Below are 19143 nucleotides of genomic sequence, written 5' to 3'. Positions count from 1 at the left end.
CCATGAAACAAAAATCACCTGTATTCAAACTATTTGCTTACATCTTCTTGGGTTTGTTCGCTCTCATGAATTTAGTGCCAATCTTCTGGATGATTATTAACTCGTTCAAGTCTGAGCAAGAGTATGCCGCACATCCGTTTGCGATGCCGACCGGCATTCATTTATCGAATTACACAAAGGCGTGGGACATCGCCAACATGGATACGTATTTCATCAACAGCTTCTTAATTACGTTCATTTCGTTAATAGTGACCGTGTTTCTCGGGTCGCTTGCGGCGTTTTTCTTATCCCGATTCGAATTCAAGCTGCGCGGCTTCACTTACGCGCTGTTCCTGCTAGGCATGCTCGTACCGATTCACGCGACACTTATTCCGATCTTCCTGATTATGCAGAAGCTGAGCCTGATCGATACGTATATGTCGCTCATCTTGCCTTACACGGCCTTCCACTTGTCACTGACCGTCTTTATTCTGGAAGGGTTCATGCGCGGCTTTCCCAAAGATATGGAGGAATCCGGCATTATGGACGGTGCCGGTATTTTCCGCATCTTCTGGTCCATCATTCTGCCGCTGACGCGTCCGGCGATGGCGACCGTCGTTATCTTGAACTTTATTTACAATTGGAACGAATACCTATTCGCTTTAGTACTGGTAACCTCCAACAACCTGAAGACGCTACCGCTCGGACTATCCAATTTCGTCGGGTTGGAAACGGCGAACTACACGCTGCAAATGGCCGCTCTTACCATTGCGTTCATTCCGATCATCATCTTCTATCTCCTGCTTCAGAAGCAGTTGGTGACAGGCATGACGGCCGGCGCCGTCAAAGGTTAATTTGCGCGATTCGACAACATTAGGCAATCCATATACAATATGACGCACAAGCATCAGGTATGAGCAAGGCGCAGACGACATCGGAGGAGGAGCATTATGGCACACGGCGGGAAAGGCTTTGCAAGGCTAAGCCTTAGAAAAAAAGCGCTTATTATCTTCCTGTTGTTCGTCATTCTTCCGACAGTCGGCGTCGGCTTCATCGTACAATACAAATATCAGAGCGTTCTAAGGGATCAATACGTGAGCGCCATTCATCGGAATCTGGACAACGTCGCCAGCCAGCTTTCGGAGCAAACGAAGATGGTGACGGATATGGCCGACTATTTGATTCTGAGCCCGGACATGCGGCTTTACTTACGATCGTATCCTATGCTGTCCGAACAGCAGAAGGCGGATTTGAAGAACAATATCGAAAATTTTCTAACCTTTCAGCTTATGTCCAAAAGTTATATCCGATCCATTGAGATCGTCGGCAACAACGGCAACTCGATCCAAATGGGAGAGCCGTTCACCGGCGACGAGACCTTGTGGCAGGATAAGGCAAGAGCGATGAAAGGCGGATTGTTCTGGTCGCCAGGCTATGACTTGCATAGCGCCTGGTACGGTCAAGTAAAGCTCTTCTCGCTGATCCGGGTTCTTAATTCATACGTGAATATTACTGAGCCGCTTGGATTGCTCACGATCCGGATGGATGAACAGAGCATCGTGTCCGAGCTAGAGAAGGGTATTCTGGCGAACTCCGGCGGCACGGTATACCTGCTGGGGCCTGAAGGCGAATTGCTTCTGGCATCGAACGGCCAGAAGCCGCGGGATTATGAGCCTTACAAGGAACAGATCATGAAGCTTGCCCGAAGCGACCGCAGCATGAGCACGATCGACGTGGACGGCAAGCCCCATCTTGTGCTTTATAATCACATGCCGGTAACGGATTGGACGCTTGTTGCCATGATTCCGAAATCGCATATCTCTGCGCAGTACCAAGGCGCCGAATGGATGATGACGGCTATTTTGACGGCCATCGTCCTCCTGGCACTCGCGGCATTCTACGGATTCAACTACACAATCATTCGACCTATCCTGCGATTGAAGAAAGAGACGGTTCGCGTAGCCGGAGGGGACTTCAGCGTGCGCGTCCCTATTGAGTCGCAAGACGAAATTGCGGACTTGAGCCGCAAATTCAACGCCATGGTCGGCACGATCGAAGAACTGATTGAGCATAAATACAAGCTTGAATTAAGCGAACGGGAATCCGAGCTCAAGCTGCTGCAGAATCAGGTCGACCCGCATTTTTTATATAACACGCTGGACATGATCCGATGGACCGCAAGGCTGGAGAAAGCGGACAAGTCCAGTCGATTGATCGAAATGTTGTCCAAGTTTTTCCGGGCGCGGGTTGGTAATAACCAGCATTATACGACGCTGGCCAAAGAGATGGAGTTCGTGGAAGCTTACTTGTTCCTGCAGCAATATCGATTGGGCGATAAGCTGAGGTACAAGCTATTTCTGGAGCCCGAGCTAGAGGATGCGCCTAGCCTTAAGGCGCTCATACAGCCGCTGGTCGAAAATTACTTCAAACATGGCATCGACAAGGAGAAATCCGCCCATATCGTCGAGGTGATCGGTTATCGGCACGAGGATGAGATCCGAATCGACGTATCGGATAACGGGAAAGGCATTCCTTCCGAGCGAATGGCAGAATTAATGGAAGCTTTGCAAGACGGCCTGCAGATCGACGGGATGACGGGAAGACGAGGAGCGTTGTTCAACATTCACGAGCGGTTGACGATTTCCTTCGGCGCGCATTATGGCCTCGGCATTGTTGAATCTTCGCCGGAGGGAACTGTCATTCGGCTGCGGCTGCCCATCATAAAAGCAAAAAGCTAAGGCGGTGCACCTCATGAGCAATCAGATGGAGATGGAACAAAAGCTTGCCAGAATGATCATCGTCGATGATGAACCCGTCATTTGCCAAGGTCTGCGGTATACAATTGACTGGGCGGAGCTTGGCATCGAGGTTATCGGAGAGGCTTATGACGGTGAGCAGGCCTTGCGGTTAATGGAGCAGTCTCCGGCCGATATCGTGCTGACGGATATTCGCATGGACGGCATGGACGGACTTGAGCTTGCCAGCCGGCTAAGACAAGACTATCCCGATGTACGCATGGTTATCATTAGCGGCTACGAGGACTTTCAATACGCGCGCCAGGCCATGCGAATCGGCGTACACGATTATTTGCTCAAGCCCGTGGAGATCGACGATCTGACTAAGACGGTGACACGGCTAATTGAAGACATCCGATCGAGCGTACGACAAGACGGAGGGCAGGAAGCCAAGCTCTGGCTTACTAATGTGGCGAGACATGGCATCGCTTACAGTAAAGAGGCACCGTCGGTCTTGCATGGCCACCAATATCGGATCGTAGCAAGTCAATTGGAGAGCTATCAAGAGCGATACGGAGAGCTGACACGAGAACAGTCCGAAGAGTTGCAAGAGAAATGGATAAGCAATATGCTGCGCATCGCGGAGCAGCATCCAGAACTGCGCACGTTCTCCGTCTTCGACCATGAAAATTTGTTGATCACGATGCTTGTCGCCGCTCGAAAGCTGCAAGCATCGGAGTGGGAAGCGCTCCGCCAAGATGCAATGCTCGCCTGTCAAGATGAGCCTTCCATGTACATCGGCGTGTCCGGCATATACGAAGAGCTCGGCGGAACGGCGTCGCGATGCGCGGAGGCCGCAAACCTGCTCAACTATCATGTGTTTGAGCAAACTGCCGTGATCGATGTTCACGCGGAACTGAGATGGAGCGAACGACGGCAACCGGCGGCTCCCGACCTAGCTCAGATTGTACAACAGTTGACCTCAGCCTTGTTCAAGCAAAGTAAAGACGATATGGGAGAGACGATCAAGGAGCTATTCACCTTTTTCAGGGAACAACTTTACTTCCTGCACGAAGCATGGTCCGTTTATGAAGAATTGCTAGCATTGCTGCGCCAGCGTCTGCGCAAGAGCGGGATCGATGGACTGGAGTCTGGAGTAAGCTCGGGCGCTGATCTGTACCGCATGAACACTTACCAGTCGCTTGAACACGCCGTGCGGCGGGATATGGAGAAACTGTTCGATCGCGTCGCGGGGAGCGGAGGCGACCGGTCGTATTGGATCATTGAGAAATCTAAGCGGTATATTGACGAGCATTATACGCATGAGCTCAAAGCTTCCGAAGTAGCGGCATGGCTGAAAATCACTCCGAGCTATTTTAGTTACATTTTCAAACAGAGCACGGGCAAGGGATTCACCGAATATTTGAACGAGCTGCGGATGGAGCGTGCTAAATGCCTGCTCGCCGATACGCACGACAAAGTATTCGAAATCGCGGATCAGGTCGGCTACAAGGAATATAAATATTTTGTGTCGGTATTCAAGTCTTATATGGGGATGACTCCAAAAGAGTACAGAAGCATGCAGGCAGGCAATGCGAAATCGAGGTGAAGCTTAATGGAAACGTACAAACGGCAGGATATGCCGGTTAGCGAGCGCATCGACGATTTGTTGTCGAAAATGACGCTTAAAGAAAAGGTTGGTCAACTGAACCAGCGCATGTACGGCTGGGACGCTTACGAGAAAAAGGAAGACGGCGCCTATGCGCTGACGGACGCGTTCAAGCAAGAAGTAAGCCGATTCGAGGGTATGGGCGCTCTTTACGGATTATTCCGAAGCGATCCTTGGTCGGGAGTCGATTATTCGAACGGTATTTCCGCAGAACATAGCGCAACCGTAGCCAACGAAATCCAACGATACGTCAAGGAGAATACCCGCTTAGGCATTCCCGTATTATTGAGCGAAGAAAGCCCACACGGCCATCAAGCTCTGGACGGTACAATGCTGCCGGTCAATTTGAACGCGGGTTCGACCTGGAATCCGGAGCTCTTGGAACGGGCATATGGCTTAACCGCAGCCGAAATTCGCGGCAGAGGCGCCCATCTTGGTTTGGTCTCCGTCCTTGATATCGTACAAGATCCAAGATGGGGACGCACGGAGGAATGTTTCGGTGAGGATCCGTATTTGGCCGCAGCGTTCACAAGAGCAGCCGTACAGGGCATGCAAGGCGGCGAAGGAGAGCTCGCGAGCGATAAAAGAGTCGCCGTCGTGCTTAAACACCTTAGTGCCCAAGGAGCAGGCATTGGCGGTAAAAATGCCGGGCCAGCCAACATCGGGGAACGCGAACTGCGGGAAATCCATTTGCCCGCAGCGTTTGCCGGTGCGAAGGCGGGAGCCGCAGGATTCATGGCGGCCTATAACGAGATTGACGGCATTCCATGTCATGCGAACCGCAAGCTGTTGACGGATATTTTGCGGGAGGAATGGGACTTCGACGGTATCGTAATGGCCGACGGCCAAGCGATTGACCGGCTACTGGCGTTAACGGGTGGCCATGAAGCTGCCGCCGCGCTCGCTTTGACCTCGGGCGTCGACCTCAGCTTGTGGGACACGTCGTTCACAACGCTCGAAGCGGCAGTGTCGTCCGGAATCGTAGACGAATCTTATGTCGATCGGGCTGTCCGGCGCGTACTTCGTCTAAAGTTTGAACTTGGCTTATTCGATCGGCCTTATACGGACGAATCAAAAGCCGCTTCCGCCATAGGCAATACCGAGTTAAGAGAGCTTAATCTGAACATCGCGCGCGAATCGGTCGTGCTGCTCAAGAATGACCTTAACAGGCTGCCTCTGAATGCGAGTGGCAAGCGTATCGCTGTTATCGGACCTAATGCGGACCGTATGTATAATCAGCTTGGGGACTATACGAGCGTACAGCGGCCGAAGACGGGCTCAACCGTCCTCCAAGGTATCCGCATGACTGCCCCTGCAGATGCGTCAATCGTTTATGCACGCGGCTGCGGCATCCGCTCATCATCCGCGAAAGAGCTGGAAGAAGCCGTTGCGGCAGCCAAGGCGTCGGATGTTGCCGTGTTGGTACTGGGTGGCAGCAGCGCTAGACAGTTTGGCGATCTGTTCGATGGCAACGGCGAAGCGGTTATCGGAGAAGAGACAACGTCCGAGATGGATTGCGGCGAGGGCGTCGATCTAGCGGAGCTGCGGCTGGGAGAAGCGCAACGTCAGTTGGCGGACGCGGTTGCGGCAACCGGCGTGCCGATCGTCCTCGTGCTGATCCAAGGACGCCCTCATGCCATCGAGGAAGTGGACAAGCTTGCGGATGCGGTTCTATGCGCTTGGTATCCGGGTAAGGAAGGCGGCCAGGCGATTGGCGAAATCTTGTTTGGCATCGTAAATCCAAGCGGCAAGCTACCGGTCTCTATGCCGCGTTCATCCTCGCAGCTTCCAGTGTATTACAACCAGAAAGATCCGGGCCGGCTTCGCGTTTACGTCGATATGCCGTCCGCAGCGTTATATTCGTTTGGTCACGGACTCAGCTACACCCGATTCGACTACCCGGAGTTAAGTTTGTCCGCCGCTTCAATCGCCGCCGCAGAACTCGCAAGCGGCGAGCAAGTGAAGGTTCGCGTCCAGGTTCGAAATGCAGGCGATGTTGCAGGTCTAGAAACGGTACAACTGTACTTGAAAGCCCGAGAATCCGGCATTACGAGACGGATCGCGGAGCTAAAGGGCTTCACGAAAGTTGCATTGCAGCCGGGCGAAACGAGAGAAGTCGAGTTCGGTCTTGGTGCCGAGGAACTGGGCTTTTGGGACAATGCCATGAACTTTGGCGTGAAAGCGTGCAAAGTGGAAGTAATGGTTGGCGGCAGTTTGCAGCAAACCATTACAGCGGAGCTTACAATCGTGTAAAGGGTATCATCAGGCAAGCGCCTTATCGAGACATATTCGGTAAGGCGCCTTTTTTATATAAAAAAAAGACCGCTCAAAGCAAACGCTTCAAGCAATCTTATTAAACATCGTAATTGACAACGTACCGATGCAAAGCGGAGTTGTATAACCCTTCGCTATATTCGATTAGTTGGCCCGCCGAGTCGTACGAATAACGGGATCGCATGAGCAGCGGCGTTGCTGCGGCAACGCCTAACTTCTGGGCGATATCATCCGGCGCAAGCGCAACCGCGAATTCGTCGCGGAATTTCTCGGGCGCGGCCTCAAGCTCTCCGAGCATGTCGTATAAGGACTGTGAACCAAGGTCCGAAAGCTCGATGGAGCCAACGCGTTTCGTCACGTAGTGAGTGTAATGGATATAGGGCTCGTCATTAAGGTAGTACAGCCGCTCGATCCGGTAAGCCTGTTCCCCGAACAAGCTATGCGGCAGGTTGCCTGGCCCAAGCTCCGCAGCTTCGGCAGCCAGCAGTTCTTTGCGGATTCGATGGCCGCCTTCGACGAGCACTTCCGTGAACCGTTTTTGTTTGGACAGTTTGGAGACGGACGTGTTGCGAATGACTTTAGTGCCTTTGCCGCTGCCTTTCTCAAGATATCCTTCCTGCGCAAGCTCGGAGATAGCTCCTCGTACGGTAACCTTGCTGACCCCAAATTCCTCTTCGAGCTGAGGCTCGGAGGGAATGATGCTGCCAAGCGGATAGACGCCGTGGAGGATCCGGTCTTTAACGATACTCTTGATTTGCAAATATAACGGCTTTGATTTTCTGGACAAGTGTACGATTGAAACGCACTACCTTTCTATATCGCCGAGGGAGGTTGCCATTGCCTTGCGAATATCGCTTTCGGAGGACAGCGGCGTATCTCCGGTAATCGTGTGGGCAAGCATGCTGGCCGCCGAAGCGAAAGCGATGGTTTCCTCCGGCACCCAACCTTTAAGCTGGCCATGAATAATGCCGCTTGCAAAGGCGTCGCCGGTGCCAATCCGATCATGCACGGCAAACGTCAGCGGCTCCCCGAACGTGAACCGGCCATCCTTGAATAAGTAACCCTGCAGCGTATGCGTATTGTCTTTATTAATGGTACGATGCGTGCCTGCAATCGTTTGTATGCTATATTTTAACGCAACCTTAGGGATTAATTCCAGCAGCTGCTCGCGGCATTGCGCGTAATTGGTTTGCATACCTAACGTCAGCATGGCGTCTTTCTCATTCATAAAGACCATATCGGCCAGCTCCAGCATGCTCTCGTAATGCGTTCTCGCAAAAGCATGGGAGCCCTCGCCCCAAAGGCCAGGCCGGTAATTGCAATCGAACGATACTTTGCCGCCGGCTATTCGGACGGCATGGGCGAAGGCAACCATCTGAGCGCGTACCGTATCGTTCATTGCAAGCGTAATGCCGCAAAAATGCGCGGCGTCGATCTTGCTTGAAGCCGCAGCGAAGTCGTAACCGTTCAGAGCAGCCGTATTAAAGCTGCTCTGTTGCCGATTCGTGTACGTCACCCGGCTTGGCCGCGCTCCAAACCCGCTTTCAAGAAAGTACATGCCGATATATTGGCCGTCTCGCCTGATCAGCTCGGTTGCGAGACCTAGCTTGCGCAAGTGGGCTATTGCCGCGTCGCCAAGCGGATTGTCAGGCAAGGTGGAGACGATATAACTATGATGTCCCAAGTGGGATAACGCTGCGGCCACATTAACGCCGGTGCCGGAGAACGAATATTGAAGCGTATTGGACTGAGTCAACAGCTCAACGCCAGGCACTTGCAGGCGCATCATGATTTCGCCAAACGCAACGATCCGGTTAGGCATATTCGTTCACCAATCGTTTGATAGTGGCGAGTAGCTCGCGTACGTCTTCCACATTCGTCGCGCCGGTCGTTTTGTCGATGATGGACGAATAGACATGGGGAATAATTTGCTTAACGCCGGCTTCCAGACAGATGCGAACAATCGCTTCGAAGTTGTCTTTGTCGATGCCGCCTGTTGGCTCTAGGGCAAACCCCGTTTCCGCGCATGCCGCCGCCACGGCCCGAAGCTCATCTTCGCGGGCGAGACCGTTCATCGGGAAATATTTGAGCGCATTGCCGCCCATGTCACGCACTAGCGCGATGGCCGTTTTGACCGGTACGATGGCATGCTCGTCTTGCGCCGCGCTTACCGGTCCGGTCGAGATATTAACGTAACCTACCTTGCCGGTAGGGGAAACAAGGCTGTTGATCCAGCTATCTTTATCGCCAAGATTAGCGCGGGTTGCGCCAACGGCAGGGAACACTTGATTAATATGCGTGCCGCCGTATTGCTTGGCAATCTCGGCTACAACCGCCGCTTGCCGATTATCTCCCGCGCCAAGACCAATGGAGACTGCCTGATCGATGGCATCGCCATAGGCTTGCATGGCCGCTACGCCGGCTTCGACAGTTGGGTAGTCCTTAGACAATACGCCTACAAGCACATAACCTTCCGCCGCGTCGAATACGGCTTTTGCATTGTCGATGCTGTTAGCGAGCACATTGAGGGCGATACGCCCTTCATAAAATCGTTTTGTTATCGTTGCTGCCCCTGTCATGCTAATGTCCTCCCATTATTTCGCGAATTCGTTCGGCGATTACTTCCATATCGTCACCCATAAGCGGGCGAGGATCTATGTCAAAATAGCCCTGGCGCACGCCATAATCGCGCGTATAGACGGCGATGTCTCCACCTTGCAAACCGTCAACAACGGCTTTGGCCGTCGTGCCCGACAATGCGGGATCGATGGCTACGCGCGCCCGGAAGATGGCTCGGCCGGCTTCGTCCTGCACAATAGTAATTGTAACGCCGGCAAGCTCATTCAACCCCATGAGCTGCTGCAGCGATTCTTTCTCTTGCTCGCTATTGTCTGCCTTCACGCCGTATTCATCCAAAGCCTGCAGCAAGCCAAACGTCGTTTCTTTGCCAACTTTCATGCTTCGTCCAATGCCGTAGAGCTGCGTTTTGAGCCATTCGACGTACGTTCGCTTGCCTGCAACGAGACCCGATGAAGGACCTTCAATCGCCTTAGATCCGCTGTAGATGGCAAGATCGGATACCTTGACGTATTTCTGCAAATCCTCTTCCGCTGCCGCATCAACGATAAGCGGAATGCCTGCACGCTGCGACACCGCCCACGCTTCTTCAACGGAAATCATATTTTTTTGCACGGCATGATGCGATTTGACATACAAAATAGCCGCGGTGTTAGGTCCGATGGCGTCTTCGATATGCTCGGCTTTGCCTTCGTTGGCGTAGCCAACCTCAACAACTTTGCCGCCGCCGAGATAGACCATCGTTTCAACAGGCGCCCCATACTGTACGTTGTGGCCTTTGAGCATGATGATCTCATTCTTGGCGATTGGCTCTTGATGCAGGCGCAGACTAGCCCGTTTGTTGCCTTGCGTCACGATAGCCGCTACGGACAAAGCGATGCCGCTCGACGCGGAGTTAACGACAACCGCCGCTTCGGAACCTAGTATACGTGCGATGTAATCGCCCGCTTTGTCGACGAGATCGGCAATTTCAACGTAGTTTTGCCCGCCGTGCCGCATGGCCTCCATGACGGTGTCCGTTGGCGCGGATACGCCTAGAATACTCATTCGTCCGCTTGCGTTAATAACCCTCTTAAGACCGTAATTCGCATGCAATGAACTTGCCATCCACCACAACTCCTTTTGCTTGTATATGTTGATTTGCCATTCGCTCATTTCCTTCGGAATCGACAAGCTGGACTTGCTCTTCCCGAACTTCAAAAAGCGTTAAGTTAGCGGGATCGCCGACCTCTATTCGTCCAAGCTCCGGTCTGCCCAGCCAATCAGCAGCTGTCGAAGTTACGGCGGCTACAACTTGCTCCAGCGTGTAGCCCAGATACAAAAATTTAGTCATTACATTCGCTAAGCTGTAAACCGGCCCGTTGACGCGATTGCTTCGATAAATATCCGTACTGATCGTATGCAAAGGTATACCATGCCGCGTGGCCGCTTCGGCTACCTTAAAAGAGAAGCTGGCCGTGCCATGCCCAACGTCGAGCCGCACTCCCCTTCCAAGCGCATCAAGCAGCACGGGGAGCGGCTCGTCATCTTGCCCAAACAGATTGTTGGACTTGCCGTTCAAGTAATGCGTAATGATATCTTTGCTCGCCAGCAACTCCACGACCTCTTCGATGGCGGGAGGGCCGGAACCGATATGTACCATCAGCGGCAACCCGGTCTCCTCCGAGAAGGAACGAGCCAATCGCAGCGGCTCGATGCCAAGCTCTTTGACGACGCTTCGGCTAATCCGCGCTTTGAGGCCAACGATATATTCTCCGTACTCTCTTACCGCATGCAGCAACTTGTCGCGATTAATCCACGAGAGCTCCGATAGCTCATCAACCCGGAGTAAGCCGATATGCGAAATATTAAGAAAAGCAAGCAGCTTGGTCTGTGCTGCTCTGGCACTTGCGAGTAACTCGCCGATCCGGTCCGCGCCGCAGCTTCCCGCATCCACGATCGTAGTAACACCTTGCTCCACTCCGATTGCATCAATCTCGTCGCCATACGGCTCAAGCTCGGAGAACGCATGAACATGCATGTCGATCCAACCGCTCGACACGTATAGCCCGGCGCCGTCTAGCTCGGCGAGCCGCTCCGATTCCCGATGAACTTCTGACGCAGACCTCGGCTTACCGGTCTCCGCAATACGCTCAATCCATCCGTTATTAATCGTAATATCGATCTGCCGCTCATCCACAAGCTTCAGGTTGCGTAATACGTACCTTTGTTCCTTCACTAAATCACCGCATTTCGTTATGACGCCGCAAAGCGACTATCCATTGTAATGAGAATAGGCTAACATATAATTTTGGATAATTCAATATAACGTTATAATGTTTTGATTAAAAAAAGAACGAAGGCCCGCATCGTTTTCGTAAATGCGGCTTTCGCTCTTCATCATTCATCGCCTATTTCCCCAGCTTATTCGACACAACAGCCGGATAGCGATCGCCAACGATCTTGATTTTGGACAACGCGCTGTTTAAACCGCTTAGTTCCTCAGGTGTCAGAATAACTTCTGCAGCGCCAAGATTCTCTTCCAAGCGCTCCAACTTCCTCGTGCCGGGAATGGGAACGATCCACGGTTTTTGCGCAAGCACCCATGACAATGCGATTTGAGCTGGCGTTATCTTCTTCTCAGCGGCGATTATACTTATTAGATCAACAAGCACCTGATTAGCTTCCAAATTATCCGCATGGAAACGAGGCGAGATCGCTCGGTTATCCGCGCTGTCGAATTGGGTATTGCTACTGATTGCTCCGGTCAGGAATCCTTTCCCCAAGGGGCTGAACGGAACAAAACCGATTCCAAGCTCCTCTAACGCGGGCAGCAAATCCTCTTCAGGGCTGCGCCACATCATCGAATACTCGCTTTGAACAGCAGCTAACGGTTGTACGGCATTCGCACGGCGTATTGTAGCTACGTCCGCTTCCGAAAGTCCCCAATGTCTGATTTTGCCTTGTTTAATGAGATCCTGCATGACACCCGCAACCTCTTCTATAGGAACATTCTGATCAACGCGGTGTTGATAGTATAAATCGATCATATCAACGTTAAGGCGCTGGAGAGAACCTTCAACCGACTGTCGAATCTTCTCCGGCGTGCTATCCAGTACCGGTCTGCCGTTATCCGACATTAAGCCAAACTTCGTTGCAATCGTAACTTTCCCTCTAATCGGGGCAAGCGCCTGACCGACCAACTCCTCATTGGCATAAGGACCATACAATTCAGCCGTATCAAAAAACGTTACTCCTCGGTCAAATGCCTTGTGGATGAGCGAGGTCATCTCCTTCTTATCCGATGCTGGACCATATCCCATGCTCATACCCATACAGCCAAGTCCAATCATAGAGACCTCTAGACCGTTTTTCCCTAACATGCGTTTCAACATAATGGATATTCCTCCTTCAATATTTATAACTAACTAGTTAGTTAACTTTAATCCCTGACTAACCGTTTAGTCAAGTGTGATATACTAATTCGTAATATTAAAGCGATAATATACAGTAAGGATGATTAAGAATGAGAAATGCCGAAGCAACTCGCGAACTTATTCTGAACGCTGCCATGGAAGAATTCTCGGCGCTTGGAATCGCGGGGGCACGTGTCGATCGCATCGCCAAAGCCGCGGGCTGCAATAAGAATTTGATCTATATTTACTTTGAGAATAAAGAAACGCTCTTCGCAACCGTCCTGCAAAAATATATCGACCGGGCGTTTGAAGCCATTCCTTTTACGCCCGACAATCTCCCGGATTATGCGGCCCGGGTATTCGACTTCGCTATGGCGAACCCCCATCTCATGCGGTTGATGATGTGGTCTAATCTCGAACAGATGACGGTTAAACCGATCGAACGAGGCGCTCTCCATGATCAGAAGCTGCAACAGATTAGCGATGCGCAAAGTAACGGCCGCATAGGTTCGGCGTTCGAGCCGAAGTTCATATTAACGTCCCTTATGGTGCTCGCTACCGCATGGACGGCAACAAATCCGTTCGGGGCTGCGATGACGGCGGAAGCACCGAGTACTCCGGAGTTGCTTAAAGAGTCGATTACGAAGGCCGTTTCGTTAATCGTTGAGGCAAAATAAATGAAGCAGCAAGTTAAAGAGCCATCCCCCGGGATGGCTCTTCCTTTGATTCGTTTATGTTCACGGCTTCTTCTGCTCTTTCATGATTTTGACCATGCTCTTGCCCGTTGCGGCAATCGCTTCTTCGGCCGAACGCGGAGACCATCCAAGCAGTTGTTTGGCCTTGCGGTTACTGGTGGACATGTCTTGTCCCAGCAGTGAGGCAACCATTCTTAATTGGGGGTTAAAGATCGCAATTGCCCGAACGACTAGATTGGGGAGTTCGCCCGTAGGTGCGTTTTTAGCGTCTTCCCCCAACTGTTTTCTTAGAATAGCGGCAACATCCAGCATGGAGAGATTTTCTGAGCTGGAAGCGATAAACCGCTCTCCGTTTGCTTCGGGACGCAACATGGCGAGCAGATGCAAATCAGCAACGTCCCGGACATCTACGTAATCGGAGTAAATTTTAGGGACGGACTTTAGCTTGCCCTCCAGCATCTGGCGAACGCTGCTATTGGAATGCGAATAATCATTGCCTAAGATTGGCCCCATGACCCCCACCGGATTCACTGTCGAAAGTTCTAATCCATTGCCTTCTTGGCGGACAAATGCCCAAGCCGCTTTCTCCGCAATGGTCTTGGATTTCTGATAAGCATGAACGTTAGCAGCATCCGTATTCGACCAATCTTCTTCGGTATAAGGTCCTTTATGATTCTTGTGCCCTACTCCAATCGCTCCGAAAGCAGACGTTAGAACAACCCGTTTCACTCCTGCATCACGTGCCGCACGGAGCACGCGCAGGACGCCGTCACGCGCGGGTTGAATCATTTCATTCTCGTCTTTATACGCTTTGTTCGGCGTTGGAGAAGCAACATGGATGACATACTCCGCCCCTTTTACAGCTTCGTCCCAATGAAGATCCGATGATAAATCGGCTTGTATAAATGACAGATCGTCAAAACGGGTTATTCCCCCCGACCGCAGCATGCCTTTCACTTCCTCTTGTCTGCCCATTGTCCGCAGAGTTGTCCGCACACGGAACCCTTGCTCAAGTAATTTCAATATAATATGAACCGCGATAAATCCTGACCCCCCGGTCACTAACACTAAGGGATTGTTATTTTCCGGCATGATAGACACTCCTTTTTATTGACGTTACACCTGTAACGGATGTACACTATTTTAGATCCGAACAGGATCCAAAACAAGTAGACAACAAGCATCTGTGACAAATCGGAGGAAGTGTAATGGCAGCAACGGACCACGCCCAAAACATAAAAAAGGATACAAGAGAATGGATTACGATTGCTTTGCTGGAGCTTCTGCAAGCCAAGCCATTATCCAAGTTAACCGTTTCGGAAGTCGTCAAAAAAGCCGGCGTCAGCCGAATGGCGTTTTATCGGAATTTCGATACTCTGGAACAAGTATTGAAGGAGTATTACGAACCTAAATTTGCGGACATCTTTCATAAAGTCGCTTTTAAAGAAAGCCACGAACAGAAAATCACGGATTTGACGAGCTTTTTTCTCGACTTGTCCAAGGATTTTCAAATGGCTATCGAAAGCGATTATAAAGAGCTCCTCTATCAAATATTCAAACGCCATATCGCTCGATTTTACGATGAGATTATTCCGTTTCCAGACTGGACAGGCGCGAGACGAAGCTATTGGATTGACTTCATGAGTGCGGGCGTATTCGAAATTTGGGTAATGTGGTTTAAGAACGGGCAACAAGAAACCATTGAGGAAATCTCGGCTCTGATTCGATTATTTCATAAATAATCGACCGCTTGCGGCAAGTTTGACAGTGCTGACAAACCCTTATAAAAGTGCTAGCATGATAGCTAATATGTAGTGTAGGACAAGATTACGATGCAAGCATGGAGGGGAATAGGACGATGATTGAGAACCATCGCCTGAACGTCATCATGGAAGTTCAGCAGCAGATGCTGTTATCCAACTTTGATTTAAAGCTGTTTATGCAGACGATCTGTGATCGGATGTGCCTATTAACCGATGCCGACGGTTCCACGATTGAGATGTTGGCTGGCGATGAGATGGTGTATGCCGCCGTCAGCGGCACTTTGCAGCCTCATTATGGCATTCGAATCAGTAAGAACGGCAGTTTGTCGGGGCTCTGCGTGACGGAGAAAACGATTCTTTATTCGCCGGATACGCAGCAGGACGACCGCGTCAACAAGGAAGCGACGATGAAAGTTGGCGCGCGGAGCATGGTTTGCGTCCCCCTATTCGAAACCAGCAACGCTGTTGGCGTCTTGAAAGTCATCTCCGGCCGACCTGATGCATTCACAGACCGGGATATCGAGACGTTGCAGTTATTGTCGCTCGCTCTGGGCTCAGAGTTAGGCAAACAAATCAACTACGACGAAAAAGTTCGGATACTGAACGATTACGAGCAATTATTGATTCAATTAAGATCCGAAATTCAAAGACGCGAGAAACTGGAGAGCGAGCTCATCCAATTGACGGAACGCGACATTCTGACGGGATTGTTGAATCGCAGAGGCTTTAGCGTTCGAATCCAAGACTGGATGAAACGCGCTGGCCGGGAAGAAGCCGTATTCGGGATGTTCTACCTCGACTTAAATAAATTCAAGCAATGCAACGACACTTATGGACATGAAGTCGGCGATCTCGTGCTTGTGGAATTCGCAAACCGCATTCAGAATGCGATTCGCGAATCCGGTCTGGTCGCTCGCGTTGGCGGCGATGAATTTGTGGTTGCGGCATGGTTGCAAGACGACTACGACTTGATGCGAATGGCCAACCAGCTGATCAAGCAATTGGAGTCGCCGATGTCGATCAAAGAACTCCATCTTCCGATGACGACTAGCGTCGGCTGTACGAAATGGGTGAAGGGCATGACCGAGCTTGATCTCATACGCGTGGCCGACCAATCGATGTATGTCGCCAAGTCGAACGGCACCAATCGAATTGCCGTAAATGGCGAACTCGTATAAAATCACCACGGGGGTGTCCCATAAGTCATGTAAATGACGATGGGACACTCCTTTGTTTGTATTTGGGCTAAACAGTAGCCTGCGCATAAAATGTTCTTCCGATCGCCATTGCTCAGGGATTCCTTCGAATCAACGAGGTATGGTTGGCATCCCTTCACAAAAGCGAACGCTGACGCTTCTCCAGAATCATTTAATGCTCCGTCTACCCTTAACCTGTTCATAAAAAGCTCAAACAAAAAGAAGCCGACCCTTGTTAAAATGGAGGTACCACCCAACCAACACGAACCGGAGTGTGTGTTTAGCCAAATAAAGAATAACCGGGGATTCCGCCGGTTCCTGCTTCGTGGCTTACCGAAAGCCACCCTAGAGGTCGGGTGGCTTTCGCTTGCCCATAATTTGCTGAAGAAAGCAGCAAAAGCAAAAATATCGCTACAAGGGTAACCCTCTTGCAGCGATATTTCATAAAAAACACTCTTTAATTGCTAATGCGAGCCGTCTTCACAGTGAGCGATCACCTTTTGGGACGGTCCCGTTCCGTTTGCCATGCTGTTGTTATTTCACGTCAAAACGATCCGCGTCCATGACTTTTACCCAAGCGGCGATAAAATCTCGCACAAACTTCTCCTTGTTGTCATCTTGCGCATACACTTCCGCTATAGCGCGAAGAATCGAATTTGAACTGAACACTAGGTCAAATCGCGATGCCGTATGCTTGACTTCACCCGTCTTGCGGTCTCGGCCTTCATATTGATTGAAGCCCGCCTCTTTCCACTCCAACCCCATATCAAGCAGGTTTATAAAAAAGTCGTTGGTCAGCGTACCGACGCGATCCGTAAATACGCCTAGCTTGGTGCCGCCATAGTTTGTGCCAAGGACGCGCATGCCGCCGAGAAGAACGGTCATTTCAGGGGCAGTTAGGCCAAGTAGCTGCGCTTTATCGACCAGCATTTCTTCCGGGCTTGTTGCGTACTTCTGCTTCTGATAGTTACGGAATCCATCCGACACCGGCTCCAGAACTTGAAAGCTATCCGCATCGGTTTGCTCCGCTGTTGCGTCGCCCCGACCGGGCGTAAAGGGAACCGTTACATCGAAACCGGCATCCTTTGCCGCTTTTTCGATAGCTGCACTTCCGCCCAATACGATTAAATCAGCAAGGCTAACTTTGTTGCCAAGCTGGCTTTGAATATTCTCGTATACGCCAAGCGCTTTCGCAAGCTGTTCCGGCTCGTTGGCTTCCCAGTCTTTTTGAGGAGCTAGACGAACTCGTGCGCCGTTGGCACCTCCGCGCATATCAGAGCCGCGATAGGAGCTTGCCGAAGCCCAGGCTGTTTTTACAAGCTCGCTTACGGTTAATCCGGAGCTTAGGATCTTCCCTTTCAGATCCGCGATTTCGCCTGCTGATAGTTCAGAATTCCCCTTAGGGATTGGATCTTGCCAGAGCAACTCCTCGCCTGGAACCTCTGGACCGAGGTATCTGACTTTAGGCCCCATGTCACGATGCAGCAGCTTGAACCAGGAACGAGCGAACGCATCCGCAAACTCGTCGGGATTCTCGTGGAAATGACGTGAGATCTTCTCGTACTCCGGGTCCGTGCGCAAGGCCATATCGGCTGTTGTCATCATCGTCAGAACACGGATAGAGGAATCTTCCGCGTCTGGAGCCATATGCTCTTCCGGCATATTGACCGGCGCCCATTGGTAAGCTCCCGCAGGACTTTTATTTAACTCCCACTCGTAGCCAAATAAAAGATCGAAGTAGCCGTTGTCCCATTGCGTCGGGTTGGTCGTCCAAGCCCCTTCGACGCCGCTGGAAATCGTGTCCCGGCCTTTTCCGCTTCCATGGGTGCTAAGCCAGCCTAAACCTTGCGTTTCAATCGTTGCGGCTTCCGGATCGTCGCCAACATGCGAAGGGTCTCCGGCACCATGCGCTTTGCCAAACGTATGGCCGCCGGCGATAAGGGCAACCGTCTCTACATCATTCATTCCCATACGTCCGAATGTATCGCGAATATCAAAGGCGCTTGCCAGCGGATCCGGTTTGCCGTCCGGGCCTTCCGGGTTGACGTAGATCAGACCCATCTGTACGGCGGCAAGCGGATTTTCAAGCTCACGGTCGCCCGAGTAACGGTTATTGGCTAACCATTCTTTTTCGGTGCCCCAATACACATCCTCTTCCGGATGCCAGATGTCCTCGCGTCCCGCACCAAAACCAAATGTTTTTAAGCCCATAGATTCCAGCGATACGTTGCCCGTTAATAGAAGCAGATCCGCCCACGAAATCTTGTTGCCATACTTTTGTTTGATTGGCCACAATAAACGGCGGGCTTTGTCCAAATTCACGTTATCCGGCCAACTGTTAAGCGGCGCAAAACGCTGCGATCCCGTTGCTCCGCCTCCGCGTCCGTCCGTTGCTCGATATGTACCCGCTGAATGCCAAGACATGCGGATAAACAGGGGCCCGTAATGGCCGTAATCTGCTGGCCACCAATCCTGGCTGTCCGTCATCAATGCGTGAAGATCTTTTTTCAGAGCCTCGTAATCCAGCTTCGTGAATTCTTCTCTATAATTGAAGTCTTCACCCATTGGATTGGATTTGCGGTCATGCTGGCGAAGAATGTCCAAGTTTAACTGATTGGGCCACCAGTCTTTGTTGGTCGTATGTCCAAGACCCGGCTCCGTCGTAATGGCACTATCTTTGTGATGGGTTACCGGACATTGTCCTGCGGCAGCCGTATGTTCTTTTTGATCCTGGGGTTTATTCGTTTCCAAAATTACAATCTCCTTCCTGCTTTGCAACATTCAGTCCATATTATAAACTTTCCATTATTTTATTATCCGCGAATAATAAGACTCCGAATTTCGAGAAGAACGGCAAATA

Annotated in this window: 15 protein-coding genes and 1 pseudogene; 8 read left to right on the top strand and 8 right to left on the bottom strand. The window is 51.3% G+C overall.

Features of this window, described 5'->3' with window-relative positions:
- Positions 1-2 precede the first annotated feature (2 nt).
- The 4 genes from QQK89_RS20550 (at position 3) to QQK89_RS20535 (ending at position 6636) form a co-directional block, all read left to right on the top strand.
- Positions 3-833 (top strand): carbohydrate ABC transporter permease, encoded by an 831-nt coding sequence (locus QQK89_RS20550; protein WP_284240540.1) that lies wholly within the window; start codon positions 3-5, stop codon positions 831-833.
- A 96-nt stretch (positions 834-929) separates the two neighbouring features.
- Positions 930-2717 carry a cache domain-containing sensor histidine kinase gene (locus QQK89_RS20545; protein WP_284240539.1) on the top strand — a complete coding sequence of 596 codons (1788 nt, stop codon included), beginning with the start codon at positions 930-932 and terminating at the stop codon, positions 2715-2717.
- 13 nt (positions 2718-2730) lie between these two features.
- Positions 2731-4323: a response regulator transcription factor gene (locus QQK89_RS20540; RefSeq protein ID WP_284240538.1), complete on the top strand. Its 1593-nt coding sequence runs from the start codon at positions 2731-2733 to the stop codon at positions 4321-4323.
- 6 nt (positions 4324-4329) lie between these two features.
- Positions 4330-6636 carry a glycoside hydrolase family 3 N-terminal domain-containing protein gene (locus tag QQK89_RS20535; protein ID WP_284240537.1) on the top strand — a complete coding sequence of 769 codons (2307 nt, stop codon included), beginning with the start codon at positions 4330-4332 and terminating at the stop codon, positions 6634-6636.
- A 100-nt stretch (positions 6637-6736) separates the two neighbouring features.
- On the opposite strand, the gene QQK89_RS20530 is transcribed toward QQK89_RS20535, so the two are convergent.
- The 6 genes from QQK89_RS20530 to QQK89_RS20505 all read right to left on the bottom strand — a co-directional run bounded on the left by QQK89_RS20530 (position 6737) and on the right by QQK89_RS20505 (position 12608).
- A complete protein-coding gene (locus QQK89_RS20530; protein WP_284240831.1) occupies positions 6737-7453 on the bottom strand; it encodes a GntR family transcriptional regulator in 717 nt (238 codons plus the stop codon).
- A 9-nt stretch (positions 7454-7462) separates the two neighbouring features.
- Positions 7463-8479: a sugar kinase gene (locus QQK89_RS20525; protein WP_284240536.1), complete on the bottom strand. Its 1017-nt coding sequence runs from the start codon at positions 8477-8479 to the stop codon at positions 7463-7465.
- Positions 8472-9236: a 2-dehydro-3-deoxy-phosphogluconate aldolase gene (dagF, locus tag QQK89_RS20520; protein WP_284240535.1), complete on the bottom strand. Its 765-nt coding sequence runs from the start codon at positions 9234-9236 to the stop codon at positions 8472-8474. The genes QQK89_RS20525 and dagF overlap by 8 nt, the downstream gene beginning before the upstream one ends.
- A gap of 1 nt (position 9237) precedes the next feature.
- The gene (locus QQK89_RS20515) at positions 9238-10341 is read right to left on the bottom strand and encodes a DgaE family pyridoxal phosphate-dependent ammonia lyase (protein WP_284240534.1); all 1104 of its coding nucleotides are present in this window, start codon (positions 10339-10341) and stop codon (positions 9238-9240) included.
- Positions 10307-11452, bottom strand: coding sequence for an amidohydrolase/deacetylase family metallohydrolase (locus tag QQK89_RS20510; RefSeq protein WP_284240533.1), 1146 nt, complete (start codon positions 11450-11452; stop codon positions 10307-10309). Before QQK89_RS20510 ends, QQK89_RS20515 begins: the two co-directional genes overlap by 35 nt.
- Positions 11453-11624: 172 nt before the next feature.
- A complete protein-coding gene (locus QQK89_RS20505; protein ID WP_284240532.1) occupies positions 11625-12608 on the bottom strand; it encodes an aldo/keto reductase in 984 nt (327 codons plus the stop codon).
- 131 nt (positions 12609-12739) lie between these two features.
- Here QQK89_RS20505 and QQK89_RS20500 point away from each other — a divergent pair, with 131 nt between their 5' ends.
- Complete coding sequence (locus QQK89_RS20500) at positions 12740-13306, top strand: TetR family transcriptional regulator (RefSeq protein WP_284240531.1); 567 nt, start codon at positions 12740-12742, stop codon at positions 13304-13306.
- A gap of 60 nt (positions 13307-13366) precedes the next feature.
- On the opposite strand, the gene QQK89_RS20495 is transcribed toward QQK89_RS20500, so the two are convergent.
- On the bottom strand, positions 13367-14416 hold the full coding sequence (locus QQK89_RS20495; RefSeq protein ID WP_284240530.1) for an SDR family oxidoreductase: 1050 nt from the start codon (positions 14414-14416) through the stop codon (positions 13367-13369).
- A gap of 116 nt (positions 14417-14532) precedes the next feature.
- On the opposite strand from QQK89_RS20495, the gene QQK89_RS20490 reads away from it, so the two are divergent.
- From QQK89_RS20490 to QQK89_RS29740, 3 genes and pseudogenes are all read left to right on the top strand, one after another.
- Positions 14533-15066: a TetR/AcrR family transcriptional regulator gene (locus QQK89_RS20490; protein WP_284240529.1), complete on the top strand. Its 534-nt coding sequence runs from the start codon at positions 14533-14535 to the stop codon at positions 15064-15066.
- Between the two features lie 116 nt (positions 15067-15182).
- Entirely contained in the window at positions 15183-16265 is a 1083-nt protein-coding gene (locus tag QQK89_RS20485; RefSeq protein WP_284240528.1) for a sensor domain-containing diguanylate cyclase, read from the top strand.
- A gap of 288 nt (positions 16266-16553) precedes the next feature.
- A pseudogene (locus tag QQK89_RS29740) lies at positions 16554-16706 on the top strand (transposase); the annotation flags it as partial.
- A 111-nt stretch (positions 16707-16817) separates the two neighbouring features.
- Here the strand turns inward: QQK89_RS29740 and katG are convergent.
- Positions 16818-19034 (bottom strand): catalase/peroxidase HPI, encoded by a 2217-nt coding sequence (gene katG, locus QQK89_RS20475; RefSeq protein WP_284240527.1) that lies wholly within the window; start codon positions 19032-19034, stop codon positions 16818-16820.
- Between the last annotated feature and the right edge of the window lie 109 nt (positions 19035-19143).

It is taken from the genome of Paenibacillus glycanilyticus, assembly GCF_030161375.1.
Classification (GTDB): Bacteria; Bacillota; Bacilli; order Paenibacillales; family Paenibacillaceae; genus Pristimantibacillus; species Pristimantibacillus glycanilyticus_B.
Note: the sequence above shows the minus strand (reverse complement) of the source record. Positions and strands in the feature narration are given on the sequence as shown.

What these genes read in the sequence shown, in the direction of transcription:
- QQK89_RS20515 (WP_284240534.1), bottom strand. Translation starts at nt 10,341, where the DNA reads ATGGCAAGTTCATTGCATGCGAATTACGGTCTTAAGAGGGTTATTAAC.
- dagF (WP_284240535.1), bottom strand. Translation starts at nt 9,236, where the DNA reads ATGACAGGGGCAGCAACGATAACAAAACGATTTTATGAAGGGCGTATC.
- QQK89_RS20495 (WP_284240530.1), bottom strand. Translation starts at nt 14,416, where the DNA reads ATGCCGGAAAATAACAATCCCTTAGTGTTAGTGACCGGGGGGTCAGGA.
- QQK89_RS20540 (WP_284240538.1), top strand. Translation starts at nt 2,731, where the DNA reads ATGAGCAATCAGATGGAGATGGAACAAAAGCTTGCCAGAATGATCATC.
- QQK89_RS20525 (WP_284240536.1), bottom strand. Translation starts at nt 8,479, where the DNA reads ATGCCTAACCGGATCGTTGCGTTTGGCGAAATCATGATGCGCCTGCAA.
- QQK89_RS20485 (WP_284240528.1), top strand. Translation starts at nt 15,183, where the DNA reads ATGATTGAGAACCATCGCCTGAACGTCATCATGGAAGTTCAGCAGCAG.
- QQK89_RS20500 (WP_284240531.1), top strand. Translation starts at nt 12,740, where the DNA reads ATGAGAAATGCCGAAGCAACTCGCGAACTTATTCTGAACGCTGCCATG.
- QQK89_RS20490 (WP_284240529.1), top strand. Translation starts at nt 14,533, where the DNA reads ATGGCAGCAACGGACCACGCCCAAAACATAAAAAAGGATACAAGAGAA.
- QQK89_RS20545 (WP_284240539.1), top strand. Translation starts at nt 930, where the DNA reads ATGGCACACGGCGGGAAAGGCTTTGCAAGGCTAAGCCTTAGAAAAAAA.
- QQK89_RS20505 (WP_284240532.1), bottom strand. Translation starts at nt 12,608, where the DNA reads ATGTTGAAACGCATGTTAGGGAAAAACGGTCTAGAGGTCTCTATGATT.
- QQK89_RS20535 (WP_284240537.1), top strand. Translation starts at nt 4,330, where the DNA reads ATGGAAACGTACAAACGGCAGGATATGCCGGTTAGCGAGCGCATCGAC.
- QQK89_RS20550 (WP_284240540.1), top strand. Translation starts at nt 3, where the DNA reads ATGAAACAAAAATCACCTGTATTCAAACTATTTGCTTACATCTTCTTG.